We start from the raw sequence: 22,127 nt of genomic DNA on the forward strand, positions 1-22,127 counted from the left end.
GCCCCCGCCCCCGTCCAGCGGACGGCCTCGCAGACGCCGCCGCCCGAGCCGGACGCCGCGTCCGGCAAGGACCGGGTCGCGCCGCGCCGCACGCCCGCGACCGTCGAGCAGCAGGTCGTGAAGCTGGTCAACGCGCGGCGGGCCGGCGCCGGATGCGGGCCGCTGCGCGTCTCGCCGGCCCTGCACCGGGCGGCGCAGCGGCATTCGGCGGACATGGCGTCCCGCCGCGTCCTCGACCACCGCGGCGCGGGCGGCGACGACCCGGGGGAGCGGATCACCGCGGCCGGCTTCCGCTGGAGCGTGTGGGCGGAGAACATCGCGCGCGGCCAGTCGACGCCGTCCGCCGTCGTCGGCAGCTGGATGAACAGCGAGGGGCACCGCGCCAACATTCTGAACTGCCGGCTGACGACGGTCGGGATCGGCGTCGTCCGGGGCGGCGGCGGGCCCTGGTGGACGCAGGTCTTCGCGACGCCCCGGTGATCAGCGGGCGGTGCCGAACACCTGCGTCCAGTACGGGCCGCCCGACTTCACCACGCCGATGCCGATCTCGGCGAACGTGCAGTTCAGGATGTTGGCGCGGTGGCCGGGGCTGTTCATCCAGGCCTTCATGACGCTCGCGGGCGTGGGCTGACCCTTGGCGATGTTCTCGCCGTAGGTGGACCACCGGTATCCGGTGGCGGTGATCCGGTCGCCGGGGCTCTTGCCGTCGGGGTTGGTGTGGTCGAAGAAGCCCCGTCGGGCCATGTCCGCCGAATGGCCCTGCGCCGCCTGCGTCAGCCGGGCGTCGGACGTCACGGCGCGGCATCCCTGCTTCGCGCGCTCCTGGTTCACCAAGGCGATGACCTGCGCCGCAGTGCCACCGCTCGCCGGGGCGGACGGAGCCTTCGTCCGGGCGGGCGCCGGCTTGGACGAACGCGGGCGGGTCGCGCGGGGCGTCGGCGTGCGCGACTTCGAGACCTTTCGTGGTCTCCGGGTCGAGGTCGGGCTTCCCGTCGGGCTCGGTGACGGCTCCGCGGCGTCGGGCAGGACCGGCGCGGACGCGGCAGGGGAGGCCGAGGAACCACTTGCGGCCGGAGCGGCGCCGGGATCGCCGTCGAACGCGCCGCTCGCCATGCCGGCGATGCCGCCGGCCACCAGCAGCCCCGCGGCGCCCGCGGCCGTCCACGCCGCCGCGCGCCCGGACACGGTCCGCTGCTGCCGCCGCCTCGGGCCCGGCCCTCCGCCCCTGGGGGGAATGGGGTTACTCATGGCGATGCCACGTCCTCTCTCGTCGGGTGCCTGTAGATACGGTGCAGACCCCGGACAGGACGGGCGATAACACTAAATATTCAGATACTTCGCGATCGAGGGGGCGCCGGTGCGACGCCGGGCCTTGCCGGTTGCGGCCCGCCCGGATCCGGATCATCCGCGCGATATCGGGAAGGACTGAGGGTGACCTGCGGACGAGCGGTCGCTCCGGCCCGGTGCCGGACGGAACGATCGCGACATCTAAGGTCATAGGGGAGGACCACGAATGGGGCTTCACCCACCGGACGGTGCGGGGAGCCCGCTTGACTCTGGGGCGGCAGCAGTGAAGGTCAAAGAGATCATGACGAGCCCGGTGATCACCGTGGATCAGGACGCGCCCGTGCCCGACGTCGCGGCCCTGCTGCGCGCCCGCCGGATCAGCGCCGTCCCGGTCGTGGACGACCACGGAGCCGTCGTGGGCCTGGTCAGCGAGTACGACCTGCTGGCCCGCACGGGGGAGACCGCCGCCGACGTCATGACGTCCGGCGTCATCAGCGTCACCGAGGACACCGATGTCGAGGAGGCGCGCCACCTCCTGCTCGAACGGCGCATCCGACGCGTCCCGGTCATGTCGGGCCGCGACCTTGTCGGGATCGTCGCCCGCTCGGACGTCATGGCGCTGCTCACCACCGAGTGGGCGTGCGCCGTCTGCGGCGAGGTCGTCCGGGGCGAGCACGCGCCGGCCCGCTGCCCCAAGTGCCACGCCACCGCCGACCGGTTCGCCCTGCAGGAGCCCCTCCCGGGCGCCTGAAACACCCCCGGACGTCAGGCGCCGGGCGACCCGCTACACAACGGTGCGTTTGGTCATCCCCTCGGCATCGGGGTCGATACCCCACGAGAACACGACACGGGGGTGGACGCGGATGAGGTCGTCACCGACGTGCGACCCCTCCGGGGCCTCGGCCACGGCGGTTTCGGCGCGTCCCCGGATCTCGATGCCGCGCACCTTCCAGGGCTGGACGGACGCCAGGTCGTCGACGACGAACGCCACCTGGTCGTTGTCGCGCAGATTCCGGTACTTGCGGCTCTTGGCGAGATTCCAGCCGCGGATGTCGATGGTGCCGGTCTCGGCGTTGTAGGTGAATCCGACGGGGTTGTTCTGCGGGTCGCCCTTCGGGCCGACCGTGGCCAGCCGGCCCAGCCGCTGCGTCGACAGGTACTCGCGTTCCGCATCCGTGAGGCTCATGCCGTCCACCGTGCAACCTCAACCCGGCTTGAGGTCAAATCCGGTGATGACCTTCCGCAGCCTGGGCGACATCTCGTCCGGCAGCCCGTCCGGCGGGAACCAGCGCGCCTCGAGGATCTCCGCCGCGTCCAGTTCGAGCCGCCCGCCGACGACCCGCGCCTCGTAGTAGGCCTCGACCCGGTGACGGAAGCCGCTGGCGAGCCCCAGCGGAGGCCCGGGTACCTCCACCTCCAGGGCCGTCTCCTCCCGCACCTCACGGGCGACCCCGTCCTCCAGCCGCTCCCCGGCGTTGACGTACCCGCCGGGCAGCCCCCACGCGCGGTACGCCGGCCACAGCCGGTGCCGCAGCAGCAGGATGCGCCCCCGCTCGTCCCGGACGACCCCGCCCGCGTACACCAGGAACGTCCGGTGCCGGAACCGCGCGAGCCGCCACTGCACCCGCCCGCCGAGCCGCTTCCACACCGGCGCGGCCCATGCCCCGAACCGCCCGCGCACCCGGCGCCCCACGCCGAACGGGATCTTCACCCGCGAAATGCTAGCGGCCGCCCGGACGGCCCCCGGCAGCCGCTGTGGTCCTGATCACATCCGGCCGGATCGGGATCCCGGACGCCACCGCCGTTCGTCCCACACACAAGTCCACGACGGGGGAGGACGCTGTGACGACCACGATGGAACGTGCCACGCCGGACGCGCGGCCCCGGCACCGGGCCCACGTCCGCCTGCTGCGCAAGATCGCCGTCGCGGCGGCCGGGTCCGCCCTGATCGTCGCGGGCGTCGCCATGCTCGTCCTGCCGGGCCCCGGCGTGGTCGCCATGCTCGCGGGCCTCGGCCTCCTCGGGACCGAGTTCCCCACCGCCCGCCGCCTCAGCACCCGCCTGAACACCCACGCCAAAGCCGCCTGGCACAGACTGCGCACCACCCTCCGGGCCAGGACGGCGAAGGACTAGGACGGCACCGCTCAGCCGGCACCGCTCAGCGGGAGTCGCCTTTCGTCTTGCCGAAGGCGGCTCACCGCGTCCAGCCCACCGCCGCGTGGTGGGCTGGACGCATGTCGGAAAGCCGTGCGATCTCAGAGCTTGTAGCCGGCCTCGGTGAGGCGGTGGGCGGCGCGGTCTCGTTCCTCCTCGGTGAAGAGGGCGGCGAAGCGGGGATCGGCTGCCTGGGCTTCTACGGAGAGGTCCAGGCGGCCGCGTTCGTGGAGGGCCGCGAATCCGTCGGAGATGTGCGGTGAGGCGAGAAGGCTTTTGGCCGCGCCCACGCCGCCGTGCTCGGTGACCATGCTCAGAAACGCGGACGCGTTGTAGTCGGCTTCGGTTTTCGTGCGCGTGTAGAGGAGCAGCATCGCGCTGTGGAATTCGGCGGCGAGGCCGGAGATGTCCGGCTCGGTGGCCGGGGCGTCCGCCGAGGGCCGGGCGGTGCCGACCTGGTCCATGAACCAGTCGAGCGCCTCGATGAAGTGCTTGATGCCGTCGCCGGAAAGGGCGTTGACGGGGAAGCTCGGGCGCTTGGCCAGGCGGTCTTCGGGGATGGCGACGCCGTCGATCAGGTTGAGACGCCGGCGGAACTCCTCGCGCCGCGCCATGTCATCGAAGGGGGGACGTTTGGCGAGGTGCTGGAAGACGACTTCGATGGTGGCGCTGCGAGGGTAGAAGACGACCGGCCAGATCCAGCCGCGGGCGTCATTGGGGTCCTCCAGCCACGGGTAGCAGCTCGTATCGGTCTTGCTGCTCCCGAAGTCGAGGTTGCCGCCTTTCCCGGTCCAGTGCTCCAGGACCCGGGCCGTCAGCTCGACGGTCTCGTCTCCATGGACGGAGAGCTGGGCTTCGAAGCGGCCGAGATGCCGCTCCCGGTCGTCCTCGGCGTCCTCCGGGGTGTCCATGCCGATGAGTTTCGCGAGGGACTCGGCGGTGAGTCGCTGGGCGCCGTCGGCGGCGCCGCCGTCGGAGAAGCTCACGCCCTCCGTCTCCAGGACGGCGCGGGCCGTCTCGGCGCGGCCGTCCGGCCAGCGGAACGAGGGCGACACCGTGCCCTCCGACGTGAGGACCCGGTGCGCGTTCTCCAGGCCGGGACGGGACGCCATGTAGCCGCCGACGCCGGCGGGATTGGAGCCGATCACGGTCGCCAGGTCGCCGAACGTCGTCCACGAGCCGGTGGGGAGCTCGGCGAGCAGGCGCCGCAGCAGGACCCAGGTGCGGCGCTCGTCCTCGAGGTCGGAGCCGCCGGGGAGCGGCGCCGGCCAGAGCGCGACGCAGCGTCCGGTCAGCGCCTCGGCGCGGGCCAGGATCTGCGCCTTGCCCCAGCGGGGCGCGTCGGCGATCTCGCGGTTCATGTGCAGCGCGCTGGCGTCGAAGATCTCCTGCTTGCGCTGGAACGGGTGGTTGGAGAGCTTCGAGTTGTCGCCCGTCAGGGTGAGGTTGCCGAGGGTGTGCAGGAGTTCGGCGTGCAGCTCGGCGGGCCCGTCCTCGTCGGTCACCTCGGCGGACAGGAGATCGAGCCAGTCCTGCGTGACGGTCTGCGGCATGATGTGCTCGATCGTGAGCTTCGCCGCCGCGAAGTCGACCGGCTCGCTCGACTCGTGGCTCTGCTCCAGGCGCTTGAGGACGAAGAAGCGCTGGTTCGGGCGTCCCGACCAGTAGAACGGCCGCGTCCGGACGGCGGTGCGGAGCTGGTCGTCGGACGGCCAGTAGCGGCGCTCTCCGGAGAGGTAGCGGTGCACGGCCTCGTCGATCGGGCGGCCCGCCTCCAGTTCCTTGGGCGCGCTGTTGAGGATCCGGTTGAGGTTGTTGGTCGGTATCCCGGCGATCATCCGGCGGACGAGGAAGCTCTCCACGAAGGAGAGGGCACGGGCGACCTGCGCGGCCGTGGTCTTTCCGTGGTCGAGGAGGTCGAGCATGTGCAGGGCGATCGGGAACGTGATCTGCCCGCCCCATTCGTGCAGCCGCAGCAGGGCGGCGCGGAGTTCGGCGTCCTCTTCCCTGGCCGGTTCGATGACCCGCATGAGGAGCCGGCCGCGCCGGTAGAGTTCGGCGATCTCGCCTTCCAGCGCCTCTTCGCCGCCCTGGTGGACGATTTCACTGAGGCGCCGCTGCTGGGCGCGGTAGATCTCGCTCTGCTTGGCCCGGTAGTCGCCGCGGATCACCAGGTCGAGCCAGGCGAGGAGCTCCAGGTTGTCCGCACCGAGTTCCTGCTGCATGGGCAGCCAGATCTTCGTGTAGACGCGCTCGCCGATGGTCGGCAGGAGCATGAAGACGTAATTGCGGAGCAGGTCGGTCTGGCTGAGCTTGACGCCGGTGTTGTTGAGCGACTCGAAGATCCGGTACACGTTGTCGCCGTGCTCGGCGGTGATCTCCACGACGGACAGCCGGCTGCGGACAACGGTCTCCAGCCGCTTGAGCGCCTCCACGTCGCCGTCCGGGTCGTAGTCGATCAGCGCCTGCTTGAAGAAGCGGTAGGCGGCGCCGATTCCGTCGCTGCCGCCGGCGTTCGCCCCGCTTTCCATGCACGCGGCGAACGCCTCGCGGTCGGCCTGGGTGGGCAGGAGGCGGAAGTGCTCCAGTCCGTCGCGGTACTCGTTGACGAGGTACTGCTTGTGGATGCGCCCCGCCTCGCGCGGCGAGAGGTCCTTGAGGCGGTCGCGCAGCGCGCAGCACGCGAGCATCAGCGTCGTGAGCCGCTGCTGCCCGTCGACGACCAGCCACCGCTGGATGTCCCCGGCCGACATCGTGCCGGGCGCGAGGACGACCGAGCCGATGAAATGCGCCGGCCGGTCCTCCCCGGCCGCGATGATCTCCGCGTGTTCGAGGACGTCCGCCCACAGCCGCGCCCATTCCCGCTGCCCCCAGCTATAGGTGCGCTGGTACAGCGGAATCTGGAACTGCTTCTCACCCTCGATGAGCTTGAAAAACGCGACCTCATGAGCCTGCATGGGGGGACCTTCCGAACGGACTGCCGTGGGATGAACATCAGTACGAGCTGGTTATGGTGTCGGTTTTTCCCCAGTCACGGTCGGTGACGGAGTAGAGCGAATGGGAGGCGGCCGTGGTAGCTGATCCGCCCGGTCTCCGTGGGTACAGGTCCATGCCGCTTTCCGCGGTAATGCGGCGGTCTCCCGCGCAGAGACCGCCGCTTCGACGGCCGCACCGACCGCCGCCGCCGTTGCGGGGCCGCCGTGCCGCTGTGCCGACGAAGGATGCACGACGGAGGGCCGCCCTTCCTGGAGTGCGCGGCGGCGGGGGTGCCGGGAGCCCGTGGAGAGCCCGGCCTCCGCCCGGTTGCCGGGCGACCGCCGCGCGCACGAGGACACGCCACCGAGAACAGCGCATGCGTGAACTCGATCAACGCGCAGACTAGCACCGGGCGCGGGGTTCAGAGTGAAGGTTGCCGGGTGTGGCCCATCAAGACGGGATCCGCGCGTCCGGCGGCGGGCTCGACGCGGGCATTGCCGCGCGACCGCCCAAGGGCGACTGCGCGCGTTCCGGGACGGTGGCGGGCCCGCGTGTCCTTGGGTGGCGGTCGGCCCTTGGTGGTCCGGAGCCGGGCCTCGGTTAAAGGGAGCGGTGTGATCTCTGGGGCTGGCGTGATGTGCTGGATAATGGTTGTTATCTCCTGTTTCTTGACAGCTGAGAATTCCTTCTCATTTCGGATTTCAACGGCGAAATGTGACAAAGTGAGTTGATCAGATCCGGAGCTTGGGAGAATGGCCGGGCGGGTATAAGCGGAGCGGCACAATTCGATACGACGCTCCGGAGTGCAGATGCGTCTTTCCCGCCCCTGTCTGGCCGCTCTCGGCGCGGCGACCCTCGCCGCCACCTCACTGCTCTGGTCCGGTTCCGCCGCGGCGGCCGGTACGAGCTACGTCGCACTCGGGGACTCCTACTCCTCCGGCACGGGGGCCGGAAGCTACGACCCGGGCAGCGGGTCGTGCAACCGCAGCGCCAACGCCTACCCGAACCTGTGGGCGGCGGCGCATTCGACGTCGTCCTTCTCGTTCGTGGCCTGCTCGGGCGCCACCACCGCCACCGTCGCGAGCGGTCAGCTCGGCGCGCTCAGCTCGTCGACGACGCTCGTCAGCATCACGGCAGGGGGGAACGACGCCGGGTTCGCCGACGTGATGCAGACCTGCGTCCTGTACTCGACCTCGACCTGCCAGAGCCGGGTGGCGGAGGCCGAGAGCTACATGACGAACACGCTGCCCGGCCGGCTCGACTCCCTCTACGGCAAGATCCGCGCGAAGTCGCCGTCCGCGCGCGTGGTCGTGCTCGGCTACCCGCACCTGTACAAGATCGTCAATGTGTGCGTGGGGCTCAGCAACACCAAGCGCACCGCGCTGAACGGCGCCGCCGACACCCTCGACGGCGTCATCGCCAAGGCGGCGGGACGCGCCGGGTTCACCTGGTCGGACGTCCGCGACGAGTTCGCCGGCCACGAGCTGTGCTCGGGCGACGACTGGCTCAACGCGGTGACGATCCCGATCGACTCGTCCTACCACCCGACCGCGCTGGGCCACCGGCTCGGCTACCTGCCCGCGCTGACGGGCTCCGCGAGCCTCGCGCTCCAGAACCAGACCTGACCGGTCACTGCCTCCGGCCCCGGCCGCGCGCCCACCCCGGCGGCCGGGGCCGCCGCGCGTCCGGGCTCCCGAGGTTGACAGAACATTGTTCTAGGCTGCCAGAATGATGTTCTGTGACCGAGGTCGGGCGGGAGAGAGTGCTGCGGGCGGCGCTGGAGCTGTTCGGACGGGACGGGGTCGCCGGGACGACGCTGAGCGCGCTCCGGGCGGCGAGCGGTGTGAGCGTCGGCAGCTTCTACCACCACTTCGCGGGCAAGGAGCAGGTGGCCGAGGCGCTGTTCGTCGAGTGCATCACCCTGTACCAGGACGCGTTCCTCGCCGAACTGAAGGCCCACGACGGTGCGCGCGAAGCGGTGACCGGTGTTGTGGCGTTCCACGTGCGGTGGTGCAGGGAGCACCCCGCCAGGGCTCGGTTCATGTTCACCGAACGTCCGGTTGCGAGCGCTGCGAGGGCCGAGCGCAACCGGACGTTCTTCCGAGAGGTGCGCGCCTGGTGGCGCGTCCACGCGCGCCATGGCGCGCTGAACGATCTGGACGGCCTGACCGCGTTCGTCCTCTGGCTCGGCCCCGCCCAGGAGTTGTGCCGGCTGTGGCTGAACGGCGAGTGCCCCGAGCCGGACGGCGGGCAGGTCGAGTCGCTGAGCGAGGCCGCGTGGCGGTCGGTGGGAGGCACGCATGGTGATTGACGCATGGATGCAGCACGGCACGGTCCGGTTCCTGCAGCACGAGATGCTGGACTCGCTGTGGCGGTGGCTGGGGAGCAAGCCGCCGGCGGAGGAGGTGCCCGTCGAGACGACCGTCGCCGCCATGGACGCCGGGGGAGTGGACGTCGGCCTCATCAGCGCCTGGTGCGGACCCGAGGGCGACCTCGTCAGCAACGACGAAGTCGCCTCGTTCGTCGAACAGGCGCCCGACCGGCTCATGGGCGTCGCCTCGGTCGACCTGCGCAGGCCCATGGAGGCCGTGCGCGAGCTGAGGCGGTGCGTGCGCGAGCTCGGCTTCAAGGGGCTCCGCGTCGTCCCGTGGCTGTGGGAGCTGCCGCCCACCGACCGCCGCTATTACCCGCTCTTCGCGGAGTGCGTGGAGCTGGGCGTCCCCTTCTGCACGCAGGTCGGTCACACCGGTCCGTTGCGTCCGAGTGAGACGGGGCGGCCGATCCCGTACATCGACCAGGTCGCGCTCGACTTCCCCGAGCTCGTCATCGTCGGCGGGCATATCGGCTACCCGTGGACGGAGGAGATGGTCGCGGTGTGCCGCAAGCACCCGAACGTCTACATCGACACGTCCGCGTACACGGTGCGCAGGTATCCGCCGGAACTCGTCCGGTACATGACGCAGGACGGGAACCACAAGGTCATGTTCGGCACCAACTATCCGATGCTGACCGCCGACCGGGCGCTCAAGGGCCTGGACGACCTCGGCCTGAGCGCCCCGGCCAGGGAGGCGTTCCTGTCCGGCAACGCCGCGAAGGTGTTCCGCATCTAGTGATCTACAACGTAAAGGTCACCGGCGGAGCGTCCGGTAGGACAGGAGCCCGAGCGGGACGGGCGCCCAGAACGTGACCGCGCGGAACAGCAGGACGGCGTGCAGCGCCGGGCCCGCCTCGATGCCCAGGGCGGCGAGCGCGGCGACGAGCGCGGTCTCGGTGGAGCCGACGCCGCCGGGCAGCGGGACGGCGGCGCCGGCGGCGGCCCCCACCAGGTAGGCGGCGACGAGGGTGAGGAGGTCGGCGGGGCCGGCCGCCGCGGCGGGGACGGCGAGGACGCTGAGCGCGAACGCCACCCCGAGGGCGAGCGTGGTCCCGGCGGACGCGGCCAGGGTGACCAGCAGGTCGCGCGGGCGGCGGCACAGGTCGGTGAACCCGGCGACGGCCCGCCCGACCGCGGCCGAGCGCGCCGCGCGGCGGCCCCACAGCACGGCGGCGGGCAGCAGCACCCCGCCCGCGATGAGCAGCGGGAGGGGCGGCAGCAGCCCCGCGGCGTGCGCGGCGTGCTCGCCGAGGGCGTCCAGCATCCGGCCGTTCCCGCCGCCGAGGGCGAGGACGGCGCCGAGCAGCAGCAGGTCGGCGGGGGCGCCCGCCACCTGCAGGACCGCGACGGCGACCGCGGCGCGCGGCAGCGGCAGCCCGCGGCAGACGAGGTAGCGGGTGTTGACGGCGGCGGCGCCGAGCCCGCCCGGGGTGATCCGGTTCGCGGCGGACGCGGTGAACTGCGCGAGCGTGGTGGCGACCAGCGGCAGCGGCCGGCCCGCGGCGCCCCGCAGGGCGACCGCGGAGAACACGTAGTGCAGCAGGCACAGCAGGACCAGCGTCGGCAGGAACTCCCAGCGCATGTGGCCGAGCGCGGCCCCCGCCGGGCGCAGCGGTCCGAGCGTCACCATCAGGGCCGTGGCGGTGCCGGCGAGGAGCACCCCGAGGATCGTCCAGCGGGCCCGGTGGATCCGCTGGACGGCGGGAGGCGGGGCGGTGCGGACGCCGGGCTCGGGGAGCTCGGCGGGCACCGCCCGTTCGGCGCCGGCGGCGATCGTGTTCACACCCCACTGTTCGCTGACGGGAATGAAGAACGTGTGACCGGCTGATACCCGCTGAGGCGAACGATATGGGACGTTTCGCCTGGTGAGTCGGGAAGCCCGGGGGATGCGGAGGGCGCCGCCCGGCCGCCGGCGCGGCGCGGCGCGGATATTTCCGCGGCGCTGCGCGGGTTGGTTCCCGACCTAGATTCTTTTCACCCTATGATTAGAGATCGCTACAGGAAGTGACGATCATTTGACCGGGGAGGGTGACGACCATGACCAGCGCTCACCAGCGGCTGGGCGAACGCATCAGGGTGTTCCGGGGGACGCGGGGCGGGCGCCGCCCGCTGCCGGCCAGGGCCCCGGGCGACCGGGCGATCGTGCTGACCTGTAGCGACTACCTCGCGCTGGCCGAGCATCCGGCGATCACCGAGGCCATGATCGCCAGCCTGCGGGACGGGGAGGCCGCGGCGCCCCCGGCGGGGCCCTGCCTGCCCGACGACCACTCGCAGATCGTTCTCGGCGAGGAGTTCGCCCGGCACCTGGGCGCGCGGGCCGCGGTGCTGTGCCCGTCGGGATGGGCCGCCAACACCGGGCTGCTGCAGGTGGTCGCCGGCCCGGACGTCCCCGTCTACCTGGACGTCCTCGCGCACATGTCGCTGTGGGAGGGGGCGCGGGCGGCGGGCGCGGAACTGGCCTACTTCCGCCACAACGACCTCGACCACCTGCGCCGCCGGATCGAGGTGGGCGGCTCCGGCGTGATCGCCGTGGACGCCGTCTACAGCACCGACGGCTCGGCGGCCCCGCTGGCCGACCTGGTCGAGGTGGCCGAGGAGCACGGCTGCCTCCTGGTCGTGGACGAGTCGCACTCGCTCGGCACGCACGGGGAGCGCGGCGAGGGCCTGGCCGCCGCGCTGGGGCTCACCGGCCGCGTCGACTTCCGCACGGCGAGCCTGGCGAAGGCCCTGCCGGGACGCGCCGGCCTGATCGCCTGCGACCGCCCCGGTTTCGCGGACTACTTCACCCACACCGCGCTCCCCGCCGTGTTCGGCTCGACGCTGCTGCCGCACGACGTCGCGGGCCTGGCGGCGGCGCTGAAGACCGTCCGCCGGGAGGGCTGGCGGCGCGGCCGGCTCCGCGCGGTCACCGCCCGGCTGCGGGACGGGCTGTCCTCCCTCGGCTACCGGCTGGTCGAGTCCGACACGCAGATCATCGCGCTGGAGGCCGGCTCGGAGTCGGAGGCGACGCTCATGCGGGACGCGCTGGTCGGCCGCGACATCTTCAGCGCGGCGCTGTTCCCGCCGACGGCGTCGGTGGGCCGCACGCTGGTGCGCCTGTCCGTGCACGCGGGGCTGACCGACGGGGACGTCCGCCGGGTGCTCAACGCCTGCAAGGAACTGCGTTCCCGGGCGGCGGCCGCCGTGTGATCCTCACGCGGCCGGCTGGTACCGGTCCTGGCGCGTCTGGGCGCCGATGTAGCGGAGCATGCTGCGCAGGGCCCAGTGGTTGAAGCCGCTGGGCATCATGCGGTAGCCCTGCCGGTTGGCCATCGCCAGCGCGGAGAACCGGGCCTGGTCGAGCGCCGACCAGGGGATGTCGAACCGCTCCCGGACGAGCGTCGGCAGGCAGCCGAACGTGATGAGCCGCAGCGGGCGCTCGATGACCAGGCGTCCGGCGCGGTCGAGGCGCGGTCCGCCGACGGGCAGGACGGTGATGGTCCCGGAGCCGTGCTTGGCGATCTCCAGGGCCCGCGCGGCGGCGGGCGTGAGTTCGAGCGTCTTCGCGCACACATGCCAGAACTTCGACTGGAACGCCGCGTAGTCGGCGGGGACGGGCCGCATGCTGACGCCGTAGCGGGAGTACCAGGTGACGGTCTCGGCGTACATCTGCTCGTGGTCCTCGGCGCTGAGCGTGCCGGGGTGGAACGTCTCGGCGGCCTTGAAGATCTCCCAGGTGAACGTGGCGTGCGCCCACCAGAACGTCTCGGGTTCGAGCGCGTGGTAGCGCCTGCCGTGCTCGTCCACGCCGCCGATCGCGCGGTGCAGGTCGCGGATGCCGCGGGCGCGCGTGACGCCGTCCGGCGCGAGGATCGTCGCCCAGATCTGCGGGACGGACCGGTGGATCCGGTCGAACGGCGCGTCGAAGAACGCCGAGTGCTCGCCGACCCCGGCGCCGATGCCCGGATGCATGAGCTGCATCAGCCCGGCCGCCGCCCCGGGCAGCAGCGACCGCAGATCACCGGCGTACCGCCACAGCAGCGTCCCGGGCACCAGCGGCGCACGCGCCGCCGTCCGGGACGACGGAACGCGAGGCAGGGACGAGGCGGGCATGGCACCTCCACACCAGCGGCACTTGCCCACGAGCATAGATTCACCGTGAGACAAGAGTCAACGTTTGTCGCACGCCTACACCGTACCGACCAGGAGCCCCCTCGCCCTTCGAATGGACTCTCTTGGAGTGGATCCCCGCCACCGGAGCACGGGTCGGGCGGCCGGAGGGCGCTCCAGCGCCCGGAGGTCGCCCGACCCGTCGAGCCGGGCGACCGCAGCGACACCGGCGACCCGCACGGTCACAACACACCCGCACGGTGGCGTGAGGATCGACCGGCTCGTGACGGGGGTTCCAGGGGGTCGCCCCCCTGGGCTTACACAGCGGGCTTGTAGACGGCCACGGCGCAGGCGCTGCCCAGGCCGATGTTGTGCTGGAGGGCGACTCGGGCGCCTTCCACCTGGCGCTTGTCGGCCTGGCCGCGGAGCTGCCAGGTCAGTTCGGCGCACTGGGCGAGACCGGTGGCGCCGAGGGGGTGGCCCTTGGAGATGAGGCCCCCGGACGGGTTGACGACCCACGTGCCGCCGTAGGTGGTGGCCTGGTCGTCGATGAGCTTGTGGCCCTCGCCGACCTCGGCCATGCCGAGCGCCTCGTAGGTGATGAGCTCGTTGGCGCTGAAGCAGTCGTGGAGTTCGATGACGTCGACGTCCTCGATGGAGACCTGGGCCTCGTCCATGGCCTTGCGGGCGGCGAGCCGGGAGACGCCGAAGCCGACGACCTGGATGGAGGAGTGGTCCTCGAAGCTCTGCGGGGTGTCGGTGGCGATGTAGTGGCCGGCGATCTCGACGGCCTGGTCCCACAGGTCGTGCTCGTCGAGGAACCGCTCGCTGACGACGATCGCGGCGCCCGCGCCGTCGGAGGTGGGGGAGCACTGCAGCTTGGTCAGCGGGTCGAAGATCATCGTGGCGTTCTTGACGTCGTCGAGCGTGTACTCGGTCTGGAACTGCGCGTACGGGTTGTTGACCGAGTGCTTGTGGTTCTTCCAGCCGATCCAGGCGTAGTGGTCGGGGGTGGAGCCGTACTTCTCCATGTGCTCGCGGCCGGCGTTGCCGAACATCTGCGGCATGGGCGCCTTGTCCAGCTCCCATTCGCGGCCCGCGGTCATCGAGCGCAGGTGGTGGTCGATGATGGTGACCTTGGACTCGCCGACGCCGGCGCCGAGGGAGCCCTTCTTCATCTTCTCCATGCCGAGCGCGAGGGCGCAGTCGGCGAGGCCGCCGCGGACGGCCTGGCGGGCGAGGAACAGCGCGCTGGAGCCGGTCGCGCACGCGTTCATGACGGTCATGACCGGGATGCCGGTCATGCCGGTCTCATAGAGGGCGCGCTGGCCCATCGACCCGTACATCGAGCCCGCGTAGGCCATCTCGACCTTGTCGTAGCCGATGCCGGCGTCCTTCAGGGCGTTGCCGACGGCCTCCTTGGCCATGTCGGGGTACTCCCAGTCGCGGGAGCCGGGCTTCTCGAACTTGGTCATGCCCACGCCGACGACGAAGGTGCGGTTGGCCATCGGGCTCGCCTCCTGTTACCGAATGCTGTTCGGTCACACGATAACCCGCCGGGTGCCCGGTGCGGCAGGCGCTCCCGATGATCGGGACGAAGCCGCCGGTCAGCCGGGCATCTCGGACGAGAGCGCGGCGGTGAAGGCGTCCACGTCCGCCTCGGTCGTGTCGAACGAGCAGACCCAGCGGACCTCGCCGGACGCCTCGTCCCAGGTGTAGAAGGGGAACCGCTTGCGGAGCCGGTCGGCGACGCCGGCGGGGATGCGCGCGAAGACGGTGTTCGCCTGCACGGCCTGGGTGATCTCCACGCCCGGCACCGCGCGGGCGGCGGACTCCAGGCGGGCGGCCATCGCGTTGGCGCGGGCGGCGTTGCGCAGCCACAGGTCGCCGTCCAGGAGCGCGACGAGCTGCGCCGACACGTAGCGCATCTTGGACGCGAGCTGCATGCTCGACTTGCGCAGGTAGTCCACCCCGCGGACCGCGTCCGGGTTCAGGACGACGACCGCCTCGCCGAGCAGCAGCCCGTTCTTGGTGCCGCCGAACGACAGGACGTCCACGCCCGCGTCGGTGGTGAGGGCGCGCAGCGGGACGCCGAGGGACGCGGCCGCGTTGGCGATGCGGGCGCCGTCCATGTGGACGGTCAGGCCGCGCTCGTGCGCCGCCGCCGCGATCGCCGCGGTCTCCTCCGCCGTGTAGACGGTGCCCAGCTCGGTGCTCTGGGTGATCGACACGACGGCGGGCTGCCGCCGCTGGATGTTGCCGAACCCCGTCGCGTGCGCGGCGACGAGGCCGGGCGTCAGCTTGCCGTCGGGGGTCGGCACCGTGACCAGCTTCAGCCCGGCGATCTTCTCGGCGGCGCCGCACTCGTCGGTGTTGATGTGCGCGGACTCGGGGCACACGACCGAACTCCACCGCTCCGACATCGCCTGCAGCGACACCACGTTCGCGCCCGTCCCGTTGAACACCGGGAACACCTCGGCGCGGTCGCCGAAGTGCCGCCGGACGACGTCGCGGAGCCGGCCCGTCACCGCGTCGTCGCCGTAGGCGGGCTGGTGCCCGTCGTTGACCTCGGCGAGCGCGGCGAGGATCTCCGGATGGACGCCGGCCTGGTTGTCGCTGGCGAATCCGCGCATGGCGGGGGGCCGGTTCTCGGGCGGGTGAGTCATGCGTCCATTCTCGGGGACGCCGGCGGTTCCCCGTTCCGCCGCGGCCCCCTACGCCGGGCGGTCGGTGATGTTCTGCACCGGCGCGGGCGCCGCGTCGGCCGGAGGCTCGGCGGCGCGCAGCGCCATGCGGGCGCGCATGGCGTCGAGGTCGTCGCCGAACCTGGCCACGGTGGACTGCAGGTCGCGCCACAGCCCGATCCGCTGCTCCAGCTGGGCGACCTTGGTGCGCAGGTCGCCGATGCGCCGCTCGGCGGTCTCCAGCCGGGTGCGGTTGCCGGCGGTGTCGCGGCCGGTGCGGATCAGGCTGGTGGCGACGGCGGCGAGGTCGCGCTCGGTGTCGTCCATGCGCTCGTCGATGCGCGGCAGCAGCCGGTCGTTGAGCTGCCCGACGAGGGAGTCCAGTTCGGTGCGGATCGTGCGCAGCTCGGCGTCCTGATCGCGGACGGCCTGCTCTAGACTCGCCAGGCGTTCGAGGTAGGAGGGCAGCAGCCGGCCCAGCTCCGCAGACCGTTCCAGATCTCGTCCCACCTTGACGAGAAGGCCCATGCCCTCGCGCAGATGGCGCTCCGCCTCGGCGGCGGCGCGGCGGACGAGACCCGGGATCACGGTCATGGCGCTCCCTCCAGGGGCCGGTCGGTGGATTCTCCCTAAACTGTAGGCGAACCGGCCGTGAACATTTTGTGAACCCAGAGGTTTATTTCTGGGAGCGGGCGCGCTTGCGGACGGCCGGTGGGCGCTCCGTCCGCGGCTGCGGGGGCGGGCTGCAGGCGCACAGGCCCCGGCGGACGATGAGCCAGGCGCGCTCGGCGGTGTAGTCCGCCGCGCTGAGCGCCGGTCGGACACGGTGGCAGGTCAGGCAGAGCATGCGGTGTTCGTCCTCCCCGTGAGGCCGGAAGCACCCCGCGCCCGATGGGTCCTTGCCCGCCGCCCCGCGCGCATTCCCCCCGGACGCGCTACGGGGCGGCGGGACCCACAGGATGGCCCTTCGTCTCCCAGCCGCGGCAACGCTACGGGCCTGCACGTTGCATGCACGTTGCGACCATCCGCTCACGTTCCGTGTCCGGATCCGGCCGTGCGGGATCCGCCGAATCGGTTGCGCGGAACCCGCCGGTGGGCCGATCCTCGGACCGGCCGAAGTTCTCTCCGGGGGAAGGACTGATGGTGGTGCGCGATCCGGTGGCCGTCCGTCCGTCCATCTCCGCGTCGTGGCGGCGCTCCCGGGACGCCGGCGTCGACGGCGCCGTCGAGGCTGCCCCGCTGGTGTTCGACCGCGACTCCCTCGCCGACGCCCGCGGCGCCCATCCGCTGCGGCCGCACCTGCCGCTGCTGGAGGCGCTGCTGCGCCGGGTCGCCGACGAGACCGAGCACCTGATGGTGATCACCGACGCGGACGGGAACGTGCTGTGGACGCAGGGCCCGCCCGCCACCCGCCGCGCCGCCGCGGCGATCGGGCTGGCCGAGGGGTTCCGGTGGGCGGAGGACGCCGTCGGCACCAACGGGATCGGCACCGCCCTCGCCGCGGGCCGCCCCGAGTACGTCTACGCCGCCGAGCACGTCGCGCACGTCCTGCACCGCTGGTCGTGCGCGGGCGCGCCGATCATCGACCCCGACTCGGCGCGGGTCGTCGGCTGCATCGACGTCAGCGCGACCGTGGCGGCGCTGCATCCGGCGACGGTCGCGCTCGTCGCCGCCGCCGCGCGGCTGGCCGAGGCCCGGCTGGAGAACGAGATGCTGGTGCGGGACGAGCGGCTGCGCGAGCGGCTGCTGCCGCACCTGCGCGGGCTCGGCGAGGCGGGTCTGCTGGTCACCGCCACCGGCCGGGTCCTCGCCGCCGGCGCGGCCGGGCTGCGGGGGCTGCGGGTGCCCGCGCCCGAGCCCGGCGGGGCGGTGCCGCTGCCGGACGGCCGGGTCGCCGTCGCCGAGCCGCTCGGCGAGGCGTTCCTGCTGCGGCTCGCCGACCGGGCCGGCGCGCGTGTGCCGCCCATCGCGGGGGCGCGGGAGGCGGCGGCGCGGCCGGCCGCCGGGGACGGGCCGCTGCTCGCGCTGTCGCTGCTCGGCGGCGGGCAGCCGCACGCGCTGCTGGACGGCCGGCGGTTCGACCTGACGCTGCGGCACGCCGAGATCCTCGCGCTGCTCGCCCTGCATCCGTGCGGGCTGAGCGGCGACCGGCTGTCGCTGTACCTGTACGGCGACGACGGCAGCCCCGCGACCGTCCGGCCCGAGATCCACCGGCTCCGCCAGCAGTTCGGCGACGTCGTCCGCGCCCGCCCCTACCGGCTCGGCTGCGCGGTCGAGGCCGACTTCCTCACCGTCCGGCGGCTGCTGGAGGAGGGCGACGTCGCGGGCGCGGTGCGGCTGTACGGGGGCGAGCTGCTGCCCCGCTCGGACGCCCCCGCGATCCGCGCGGAGCGCGACGAGCTGGCGGTGCGGGTGCGGCGGCAGGTCCTCGACCGGGGCGGCGCCGACGCGCTGTGGGCCTACGCGCAGACCGAACCGGGCCGCACCGACCTGGAGGCGCTCGAACGGCTCCGCGCGGTCCTCCCGGCGGGCGATCCGCGGCGGGCGACCGTCGCCTCGCGCAGCGACCGGCTCCTCAACGGCGAGCCCTAGCGGCTCTAGGTGGCGGGGGCGCCGACGTCGGCGAGGTGGGAGCAGTCGTTGTAGCAGACGGCCCGGAGTTCGGAGCCGTCGCTGCGCCACCGGGTCACCGAGGCGTTGGCGACCGGCTCCCGCTCGATCTCCATCACGTCCTTCTCGGTGAGGTCCTCGACCAGGTAGCGGGTCATGACGATGATCGCGTCGTGGGTGACGGCGAGGACGCGGCCGCCGGGGGCGTCGGCCTCCAGGTCGCGGTAGAAGCTGCGCAGCCGCAGCGCCAGGTCGGCCCACGACTCGCCGCCGGGCGGGCGGTAGTAGAACTTGCCGAGCTGGTGGAGCCGGGCCGCCTCGTCGGGGAACCGGCGCTCGACGCCGCGGGCGGTGAGGCCCTGCAGGACGCCCTGCTCGCGGTCGCGGAGCCGCTCGTCCACCCGCAGGACGAGGCCGCCCGGCTCCTGCGGGGCGGCGTAGGACGTCCGCGCGAGCGCGATCTTCGCGGTGTCGACGGTGCGCAGGTAGGGGGAGGCGATGACGTGCGTCGGGCGCTCGTCCGCCGGCAGCGCGGCGAGCCAGCGGCCGAGCGTCGCCGCCTGGGCGCGGCCGGTGTCCGACAGCGGGATGTCGGCGTCGCGTTCGGAGATGCCGGCCTCCTCGGCGTCGGTGCCGAGCACCGCCTGGTAGGCGAGGTTGCCGGTGCTCTCACCGTGCCGGGTCAGGTTCAGCCACTGCAGCGCTCTCACGCCCGCCATGCTGCCATGCCGCGCGGACACCCCGTCCCCGCCGCGGTGCGGGCCGGGTACGGGCTCGGTGCGGGCTCGGTGCGGGCGCTGCTCGATGCGGCTCTGCTCTACAGCCGGTAGTACTCTCGTTGCCGTGACCGACGTCCTGGGCACCGCGATCATCGTGGTGGCGCTGCTGACCGCCGCCTACGCGCTGGTGTCGGCGCTGCGCAACCGGGCGATGGACCTCGGGCACCTGATCGGGCTCGGCGTCCTGGAGGCGCTGCTGGTCGCGCAGGTCGTCGTGGCGTTCGTCAAGCTCGGCGGCGGTGCGGGCCCGGACGGCACCGCCACCTTCGTCGGCTACCTGCTCGGCTCGCTGCTCATCCCGGCGGCGGGCGCCGGGTGGGGCCTGCTGGAGCGCACCCGGTGGGGGTCCGGCGTGATCGTCATCGCCGGGGTGGCCGTCGCCGTCATGGTCGTCCGGATGAACCAGCTGTGGAGTGGCACCGGTGTCTGAGTCCGATCGAGCGCGACCCGAGCCCGTCCGGCCCGAGGCCGCCGGGTCCGAAGTCGCCGGGTCCGGGACCCGTGCGGGCGGCGGCGCCCGCGCCGGCGCCGGCGCCCGCACGGGCGGCGGGACCCGCCCCGGCACCGCCGCCGGCCCGGGACGGCTGCTGGTCGCCGTCTACGCGGTCTTCGCGCTCGCGGCCGGTGCGCGGGCGGCGGTGCAGATCACCACCAAGTACTCCGAGGCGCCGCTCGCCTACGTCCTGTCGGCGTTCGCCGCGGCCGTCTACGTCCTGGCGACGGTCGCGCTGGCGCGCGGCGGCCGGACGTCGTTCCGGGTCGCGGTCGCCGCCTGCTCCACCGAGCTGGCGGGCGTGCTGATCGTGGGCACGCTCAGCGTCGCCGACTCCGCGGCGTTCCCCGACGAGACCGTCTGGTCCATGTTCGGGCGCGGCTACGGCTTCGTCCCGCTGGTGCTGCCGGTCGTCGGACTGCTGTGGCTGCGCCGCACCGCCCGCGCGGCCGGCGGGAGCGCGGCGGGCGGTGGGCGCCCTGTGAGCGGCGGCGTGTGAGCCCTCCGGCCACAGGTGTCTCGGGGTGGTGCCGCGGCCGGTCATGCCGCCGCGGACAGTGAGCGGCCGCCGATCGGGAGGGCGTGCACGGCGGCCCGCGTGACGGCCTCGACCTCGTCCGGCGACAACTCGGCGGTGGGGTTGCGGCGCATCCAGCGGATCAGCTTCAGCGGCGGCGCGAAGACGATGCCGTCCGCGGCGAACGGGGTGCGGACGAGCCGACCGCCGTGCACCGCCAGCACCGGCGTCACCCGCACCGGCACCTCGGCGACGCCGGAGATCGCCAGCGCGGCGGCCTCGGCCCGCGCGGTCAGCGCCCCCACCTGCTTGGACTGGGTGCGGCCGTCGATGAACAGCTTGCCGCCATGGTGGGAGATCTCCGCGTCCGGGGACCAGGCCTCGTTGTGGACGAGCCACACCCCGCCCGGGCCGACCACGATCTCGTCGGCGGTGCCGTGGCCGGGGACGGTCCGCGCGTACAGCACCCGGTGCCCGCGCCGCTCCAGCGTGTGGCGCAGCAGCCGGTTGGTGCGCTGCTCGCCGCGCAGCCCGAGCCGCCACACCCGCGTCGAGTGGTACACGCGCCAATGGACGAACACGTCCGCCGCCGCCACCAGAATGCCCATCAGGATTCCGAAAACGGCGTTGACGAGCAGTGCGCACAGTACGACCGTCGCCGTGGCGAGAAATGCGCGGGTCCGCAATCTCCCTTTTCGGCCGCGCTGCCAGAGCTCCTCGTACACCGCCTGAGGCGAACCGCCGGTGAACGCGGCCCTGTCCCTGAGGTAGATGGAGCTGCCGAACATGCCGAACCTCCCAGCACCTGCGATGACGCCATCATTATGGGGATACCCAAGGCATTGCCGCTACAGCTGAAAGGGTGACTTAAATCAAACTCCCAGGTCACTTCCTGACCTTGAAATCATTGCTCACCTGGTCTTTTGCTGGGATTGGCGTAGGCTGTTCCGGGAGGAACCGGGAGTGCCGAATGAAAGGCGCGATGCAACTTCCACGGCAACATTCGGAGCCTTTTTCGGTGCAATGGATTTCCGCCGCGGCGGGCGGGCGCGGCAGACTGGGGCGATGCACCTCAGCGCCGCCGAGAACCTGCCCGTCCGCAGTGCCGTCCCCGCGCTGCGCGCGGCCCTCGGCGGCGGCGGGCACGGCGGCGGGCACGGCGGCGGCGCGGCGGTGCTGGCGGCGCCGCCCGGCACCGGCAAGACCACGCTCGTGCCGCTCGCCCTCGCCGGGCTCGCGCTCGGCGGCCCGGCCGCCGCCGGGAAGGTCCTCGTGCTGGAGCCCCGCCGCCTCGCCGCCCGCGCCGCGGCCCGCCGCATGGCCTGGCTGCTCGGCGAGCGCGTCGGCGGGCGGGTCGGCGTCACCGTCCGGGGGGAGAACCGCCCCGGCACCCGCGTGGACGTCGTCACCACCGGCGTCGTCCTGCAGCGCCTGCAGTCCGACCCGGAGCTGGCGGACGTCGGCACGGTGATCCTGGACGAGTGCCACGAGCGGCACCTGGACGCCGACACCGCGCTGGCGTTCCTGCTGGACGTCCGCGCCGCCCTTCGTCCCGACCTGCGCCTCGTCGCGGCGTCCGCGACCGCCGACACCGGCCCGTGGGCCCGCCTCCTCGGCGATGCGCCCGTGGTGGAGACCGCGGCGGCGCTGCACCCGGTGGAGACGGTCTGGGCGCCGCCGGAGCGCCCCGTCCCGCCGCCGCACGGCCTGCGCGTCGACCCGGCGCTCCTCGCGCACGTCGCCGCGACCGTCCGCCGCGCGGTGGCCGAACGCGACGGCGACGTCCTGTGCTTCCTGCCGGGCGTGGGCGAGATCTCCCGCGTCGCCGGGATGCTCGGCGGCCTGCCCGCCGACGTCCTGCAGATCCACGGCCAGGCGCCCCGCGCGGTGCAGGACGAGGTGCTCGCCCCGTCCTCCCGCCGCCGGGTCGTCCTCGCCACGTCGGTCGCCGAGTCGAGCCTCACCGTGCCCGGCGTCCGCGCGGTCGTCGACAGCGGCCTCGCCCGCGAGCCCCGCACCGACCACGCCCGCGGACTGGGGTCGCTCACCACCGTCCGCGCGTCCCGCGCCACCGCCGAGCAGCGTGCCGGGCGTGCCGGGCGCGAGGCCCCCGGCACCGTGTACCGCTGCTGGACGCAGGCCGAGCACGACCGCCTCCCCGCCC

The 22,127-nt window shown here is 72.9% G+C and carries 23 protein-coding genes; 11 read left to right on the forward strand and 12 right to left on the reverse strand.

Annotated features, from left to right (window positions below; all coding sequences use genetic code 11):
• The coding region (locus E1284_RS23915) for a CAP domain-containing protein (RefSeq protein ID WP_131942370.1) at positions 1-480 on the forward strand (480 nt) is incomplete at its 5' end.
• Here the strand turns inward: E1284_RS23915 and E1284_RS23920 are convergent.
• Positions 481-1,185 carry a CAP domain-containing protein gene (locus E1284_RS23920; RefSeq protein ID WP_243714710.1) on the reverse strand — a complete coding sequence of 235 codons (705 nt, stop codon included), beginning with the start codon at positions 1,183-1,185 and terminating at the stop codon, positions 481-483. It lies immediately after the preceding gene.
• A gap of 403 nt (positions 1,186-1,588) precedes the next feature.
• Between E1284_RS23920 and E1284_RS23925 the strand changes: the two genes are divergently transcribed.
• Positions 1,589-2,038, forward strand: a complete 450-nt coding sequence (locus E1284_RS23925; protein ID WP_207923918.1) for a CBS domain-containing protein — start codon at positions 1,589-1,591, stop codon at positions 2,036-2,038.
• Positions 2,039-2,071: 33 nt separating this feature from the next.
• Here the strand turns inward: E1284_RS23925 and E1284_RS23930 are convergent, their stop codons facing one another.
• Both E1284_RS23930 and E1284_RS23935 read right to left on the reverse strand, forming a co-directional pair.
• Positions 2,072-2,473 carry a PPOX class F420-dependent oxidoreductase gene (locus E1284_RS23930; protein ID WP_131942373.1) on the reverse strand — a complete coding sequence of 134 codons (402 nt, stop codon included), beginning with the start codon at positions 2,471-2,473 and terminating at the stop codon, positions 2,072-2,074.
• A gap of 18 nt (positions 2,474-2,491) precedes the next feature.
• Positions 2,492-2,998, reverse strand: coding sequence for an NUDIX domain-containing protein (locus E1284_RS23935; protein WP_243714711.1), 507 nt, complete (start codon positions 2,996-2,998; stop codon positions 2,492-2,494).
• A gap of 131 nt (positions 2,999-3,129) precedes the next feature.
• Between E1284_RS23935 and E1284_RS23940 the strand changes: the two genes are divergently transcribed.
• A complete protein-coding gene (locus tag E1284_RS23940; RefSeq protein WP_207923919.1) occupies positions 3,130-3,420 on the forward strand; it encodes a PGPGW domain-containing protein in 291 nt (96 codons plus the stop codon).
• 122 nt (positions 3,421-3,542) lie between these two features.
• On the opposite strand, the gene E1284_RS23945 is transcribed toward E1284_RS23940, so the two are convergent.
• Positions 3,543-6,398 carry a DUF262 domain-containing protein gene (locus tag E1284_RS23945; RefSeq protein ID WP_131942374.1) on the reverse strand — a complete coding sequence of 952 codons (2,856 nt, stop codon included), beginning with the start codon at positions 6,396-6,398 and terminating at the stop codon, positions 3,543-3,545.
• Between the two features lie 828 nt (positions 6,399-7,226).
• Here E1284_RS23945 and E1284_RS23950 point away from each other — a divergent pair.
• The 3 genes from E1284_RS23950 (at position 7,227) to E1284_RS23960 (ending at position 9,527) form a co-directional block, all read left to right on the forward strand.
• The gene (locus tag E1284_RS23950; protein WP_131942375.1) at positions 7,227-8,042 is read left to right on the forward strand and encodes an SGNH/GDSL hydrolase family protein; all 816 of its coding nucleotides are present in this window, start codon (positions 7,227-7,229) and stop codon (positions 8,040-8,042) included.
• 113 nt (positions 8,043-8,155) lie between these two features.
• Positions 8,156-8,728, forward strand: coding sequence for a TetR/AcrR family transcriptional regulator (locus E1284_RS23955; protein ID WP_131942376.1), 573 nt, complete (start codon positions 8,156-8,158; stop codon positions 8,726-8,728).
• Positions 8,718-9,527, forward strand: a complete 810-nt coding sequence (locus E1284_RS23960; protein ID WP_131942377.1) for an amidohydrolase family protein — start codon at positions 8,718-8,720, stop codon at positions 9,525-9,527. The genes E1284_RS23955 and E1284_RS23960 overlap by 11 nt, the downstream gene beginning before the upstream one ends.
• An 18-nt stretch (positions 9,528-9,545) precedes the next feature.
• On the opposite strand, the gene E1284_RS23965 is transcribed toward E1284_RS23960, so the two are convergent.
• Positions 9,546-10,574 carry a lysylphosphatidylglycerol synthase domain-containing protein gene (locus E1284_RS23965; protein WP_131942378.1) on the reverse strand — a complete coding sequence of 343 codons (1,029 nt, stop codon included), beginning with the start codon at positions 10,572-10,574 and terminating at the stop codon, positions 9,546-9,548.
• A gap of 254 nt (positions 10,575-10,828) precedes the next feature.
• Here E1284_RS23965 and cqsA point away from each other — a divergent pair, with 254 nt between their 5' ends.
• Positions 10,829-11,980: an alpha-hydroxyketone-type quorum-sensing autoinducer synthase gene (gene cqsA / locus E1284_RS23970; RefSeq protein WP_131942379.1), complete on the forward strand. Its 1,152-nt coding sequence runs from the start codon at positions 10,829-10,831 to the stop codon at positions 11,978-11,980.
• 3 nt (positions 11,981-11,983) lie between these two features.
• On the opposite strand, the gene E1284_RS23975 is transcribed toward cqsA, so the two are convergent.
• The 5 genes from E1284_RS23975 to E1284_RS41725 all read right to left on the reverse strand — a co-directional run bounded on the left by E1284_RS23975 (position 11,984) and on the right by E1284_RS41725 (position 16,411).
• Positions 11,984-12,883, reverse strand: coding sequence for an oxygenase MpaB family protein (locus E1284_RS23975; RefSeq protein ID WP_131942380.1), 900 nt, complete (start codon positions 12,881-12,883; stop codon positions 11,984-11,986).
• Positions 12,884-13,197: 314 nt separating this feature from the next.
• Complete coding sequence (locus tag E1284_RS23980; RefSeq protein WP_131942381.1) at positions 13,198-14,388, reverse strand: lipid-transfer protein; 1,191 nt, start codon at positions 14,386-14,388, stop codon at positions 13,198-13,200.
• A gap of 99 nt (positions 14,389-14,487) precedes the next feature.
• The gene (locus E1284_RS23985) at positions 14,488-15,546 is read right to left on the reverse strand and encodes a threonine aldolase family protein (protein WP_131942382.1); all 1,059 of its coding nucleotides are present in this window, start codon (positions 15,544-15,546) and stop codon (positions 14,488-14,490) included.
• Positions 15,547-15,594: 48 nt separating this feature from the next.
• Positions 15,595-16,158 carry a hypothetical protein gene (locus E1284_RS23990; protein WP_131942383.1) on the reverse strand — a complete coding sequence of 188 codons (564 nt, stop codon included), beginning with the start codon at positions 16,156-16,158 and terminating at the stop codon, positions 15,595-15,597.
• Positions 16,159-16,240: 82 nt separating this feature from the next.
• A complete protein-coding gene (locus E1284_RS41725; RefSeq protein WP_165965406.1) occupies positions 16,241-16,411 on the reverse strand; it encodes a hypothetical protein in 171 nt (56 codons plus the stop codon).
• A 299-nt stretch (positions 16,412-16,710) separates the two neighbouring features.
• On the opposite strand from E1284_RS41725, the gene E1284_RS23995 reads away from it, so the two are divergent.
• On the forward strand, positions 16,711-18,156 hold the full coding sequence (locus E1284_RS23995; protein ID WP_243714712.1) for a helix-turn-helix domain-containing protein: 1,446 nt from the start codon (positions 16,711-16,713) through the stop codon (positions 18,154-18,156).
• 5 nt (positions 18,157-18,161) lie between these two features.
• On the opposite strand, the gene E1284_RS24000 is transcribed toward E1284_RS23995, so the two are convergent.
• Positions 18,162-18,893, reverse strand: coding sequence for a histidine phosphatase family protein (locus E1284_RS24000; protein WP_131942385.1), 732 nt, complete (start codon positions 18,891-18,893; stop codon positions 18,162-18,164).
• A gap of 124 nt (positions 18,894-19,017) precedes the next feature.
• Here E1284_RS24000 and E1284_RS24005 point away from each other — a divergent pair, with 124 nt between their 5' ends.
• Entirely contained in the window at positions 19,018-19,383 is a 366-nt protein-coding gene (locus E1284_RS24005) for a hypothetical protein (protein ID WP_131942386.1), read from the forward strand.
• A gap of 154 nt (positions 19,384-19,537) precedes the next feature.
• Complete coding sequence (locus tag E1284_RS24010) at positions 19,538-19,945, forward strand: hypothetical protein (RefSeq protein ID WP_131942389.1); 408 nt, start codon at positions 19,538-19,540, stop codon at positions 19,943-19,945.
• A gap of 41 nt (positions 19,946-19,986) precedes the next feature.
• Here E1284_RS24010 and E1284_RS24015 read toward each other — a convergent pair whose 3' ends face one another.
• Positions 19,987-20,751: a nuclease-related domain-containing protein gene (locus E1284_RS24015; RefSeq protein ID WP_243714713.1), complete on the reverse strand. Its 765-nt coding sequence runs from the start codon at positions 20,749-20,751 to the stop codon at positions 19,987-19,989.
• Between the two features lie 277 nt (positions 20,752-21,028).
• Between E1284_RS24015 and E1284_RS24020 the strand changes: the two genes are divergently transcribed.
• Positions 21,029-22,127 (forward strand): helicase-related protein (locus E1284_RS24020; protein ID WP_279433066.1); only part of this gene is annotated, 1,099 nt, incomplete at its 3' end.

Source organism: Actinomadura bangladeshensis (assembly GCF_004348335.1).
Taxonomy (GTDB): domain Bacteria; phylum Actinomycetota; class Actinomycetes; order Streptosporangiales; family Streptosporangiaceae; genus Spirillospora; species Spirillospora bangladeshensis.

Coding starts and splice junctions, on each gene's coding strand:
- E1284_RS23985 (WP_131942382.1), bottom strand. CDS start 15,546: ATGACTCACCCGCCCGAGAACCGGCCCCCCGCCATGCGCGGATTCGCC.
- E1284_RS23950 (WP_131942375.1), top strand. CDS start 7,227: ATGCGTCTTTCCCGCCCCTGTCTGGCCGCTCTCGGCGCGGCGACCCTC.
- cqsA (WP_131942379.1), top strand. CDS start 10,829: ATGACCAGCGCTCACCAGCGGCTGGGCGAACGCATCAGGGTGTTCCGG.
- E1284_RS24000 (WP_131942385.1), bottom strand. CDS start 18,893: ATGGCGGGCGTGAGAGCGCTGCAGTGGCTGAACCTGACCCGGCACGGT.
- E1284_RS23930 (WP_131942373.1), bottom strand. CDS start 2,473: ATGAGCCTCACGGATGCGGAACGCGAGTACCTGTCGACGCAGCGGCTG.
- E1284_RS23990 (WP_131942383.1), bottom strand. CDS start 16,158: ATGACCGTGATCCCGGGTCTCGTCCGCCGCGCCGCCGCCGAGGCGGAG.
- E1284_RS23980 (WP_131942381.1), bottom strand. CDS start 14,388: ATGGCCAACCGCACCTTCGTCGTCGGCGTGGGCATGACCAAGTTCGAG.
- E1284_RS23945 (WP_131942374.1), bottom strand. CDS start 6,398: ATGCAGGCTCATGAGGTCGCGTTTTTCAAGCTCATCGAGGGTGAGAAG.
- E1284_RS24015 (WP_243714713.1), bottom strand. CDS start 20,751: ATGTTCGGCAGCTCCATCTACCTCAGGGACAGGGCCGCGTTCACCGGC.
- E1284_RS41725 (WP_165965406.1), bottom strand. CDS start 16,411: ATGCTCTGCCTGACCTGCCACCGTGTCCGACCGGCGCTCAGCGCGGCG.
- E1284_RS23960 (WP_131942377.1), top strand. CDS start 8,718: ATGGTGATTGACGCATGGATGCAGCACGGCACGGTCCGGTTCCTGCAG.
- E1284_RS23975 (WP_131942380.1), bottom strand. CDS start 12,883: ATGCCCGCCTCGTCCCTGCCTCGCGTTCCGTCGTCCCGGACGGCGGCG.
- E1284_RS23925 (WP_207923918.1), top strand. CDS start 1,589: ATGACGAGCCCGGTGATCACCGTGGATCAGGACGCGCCCGTGCCCGAC.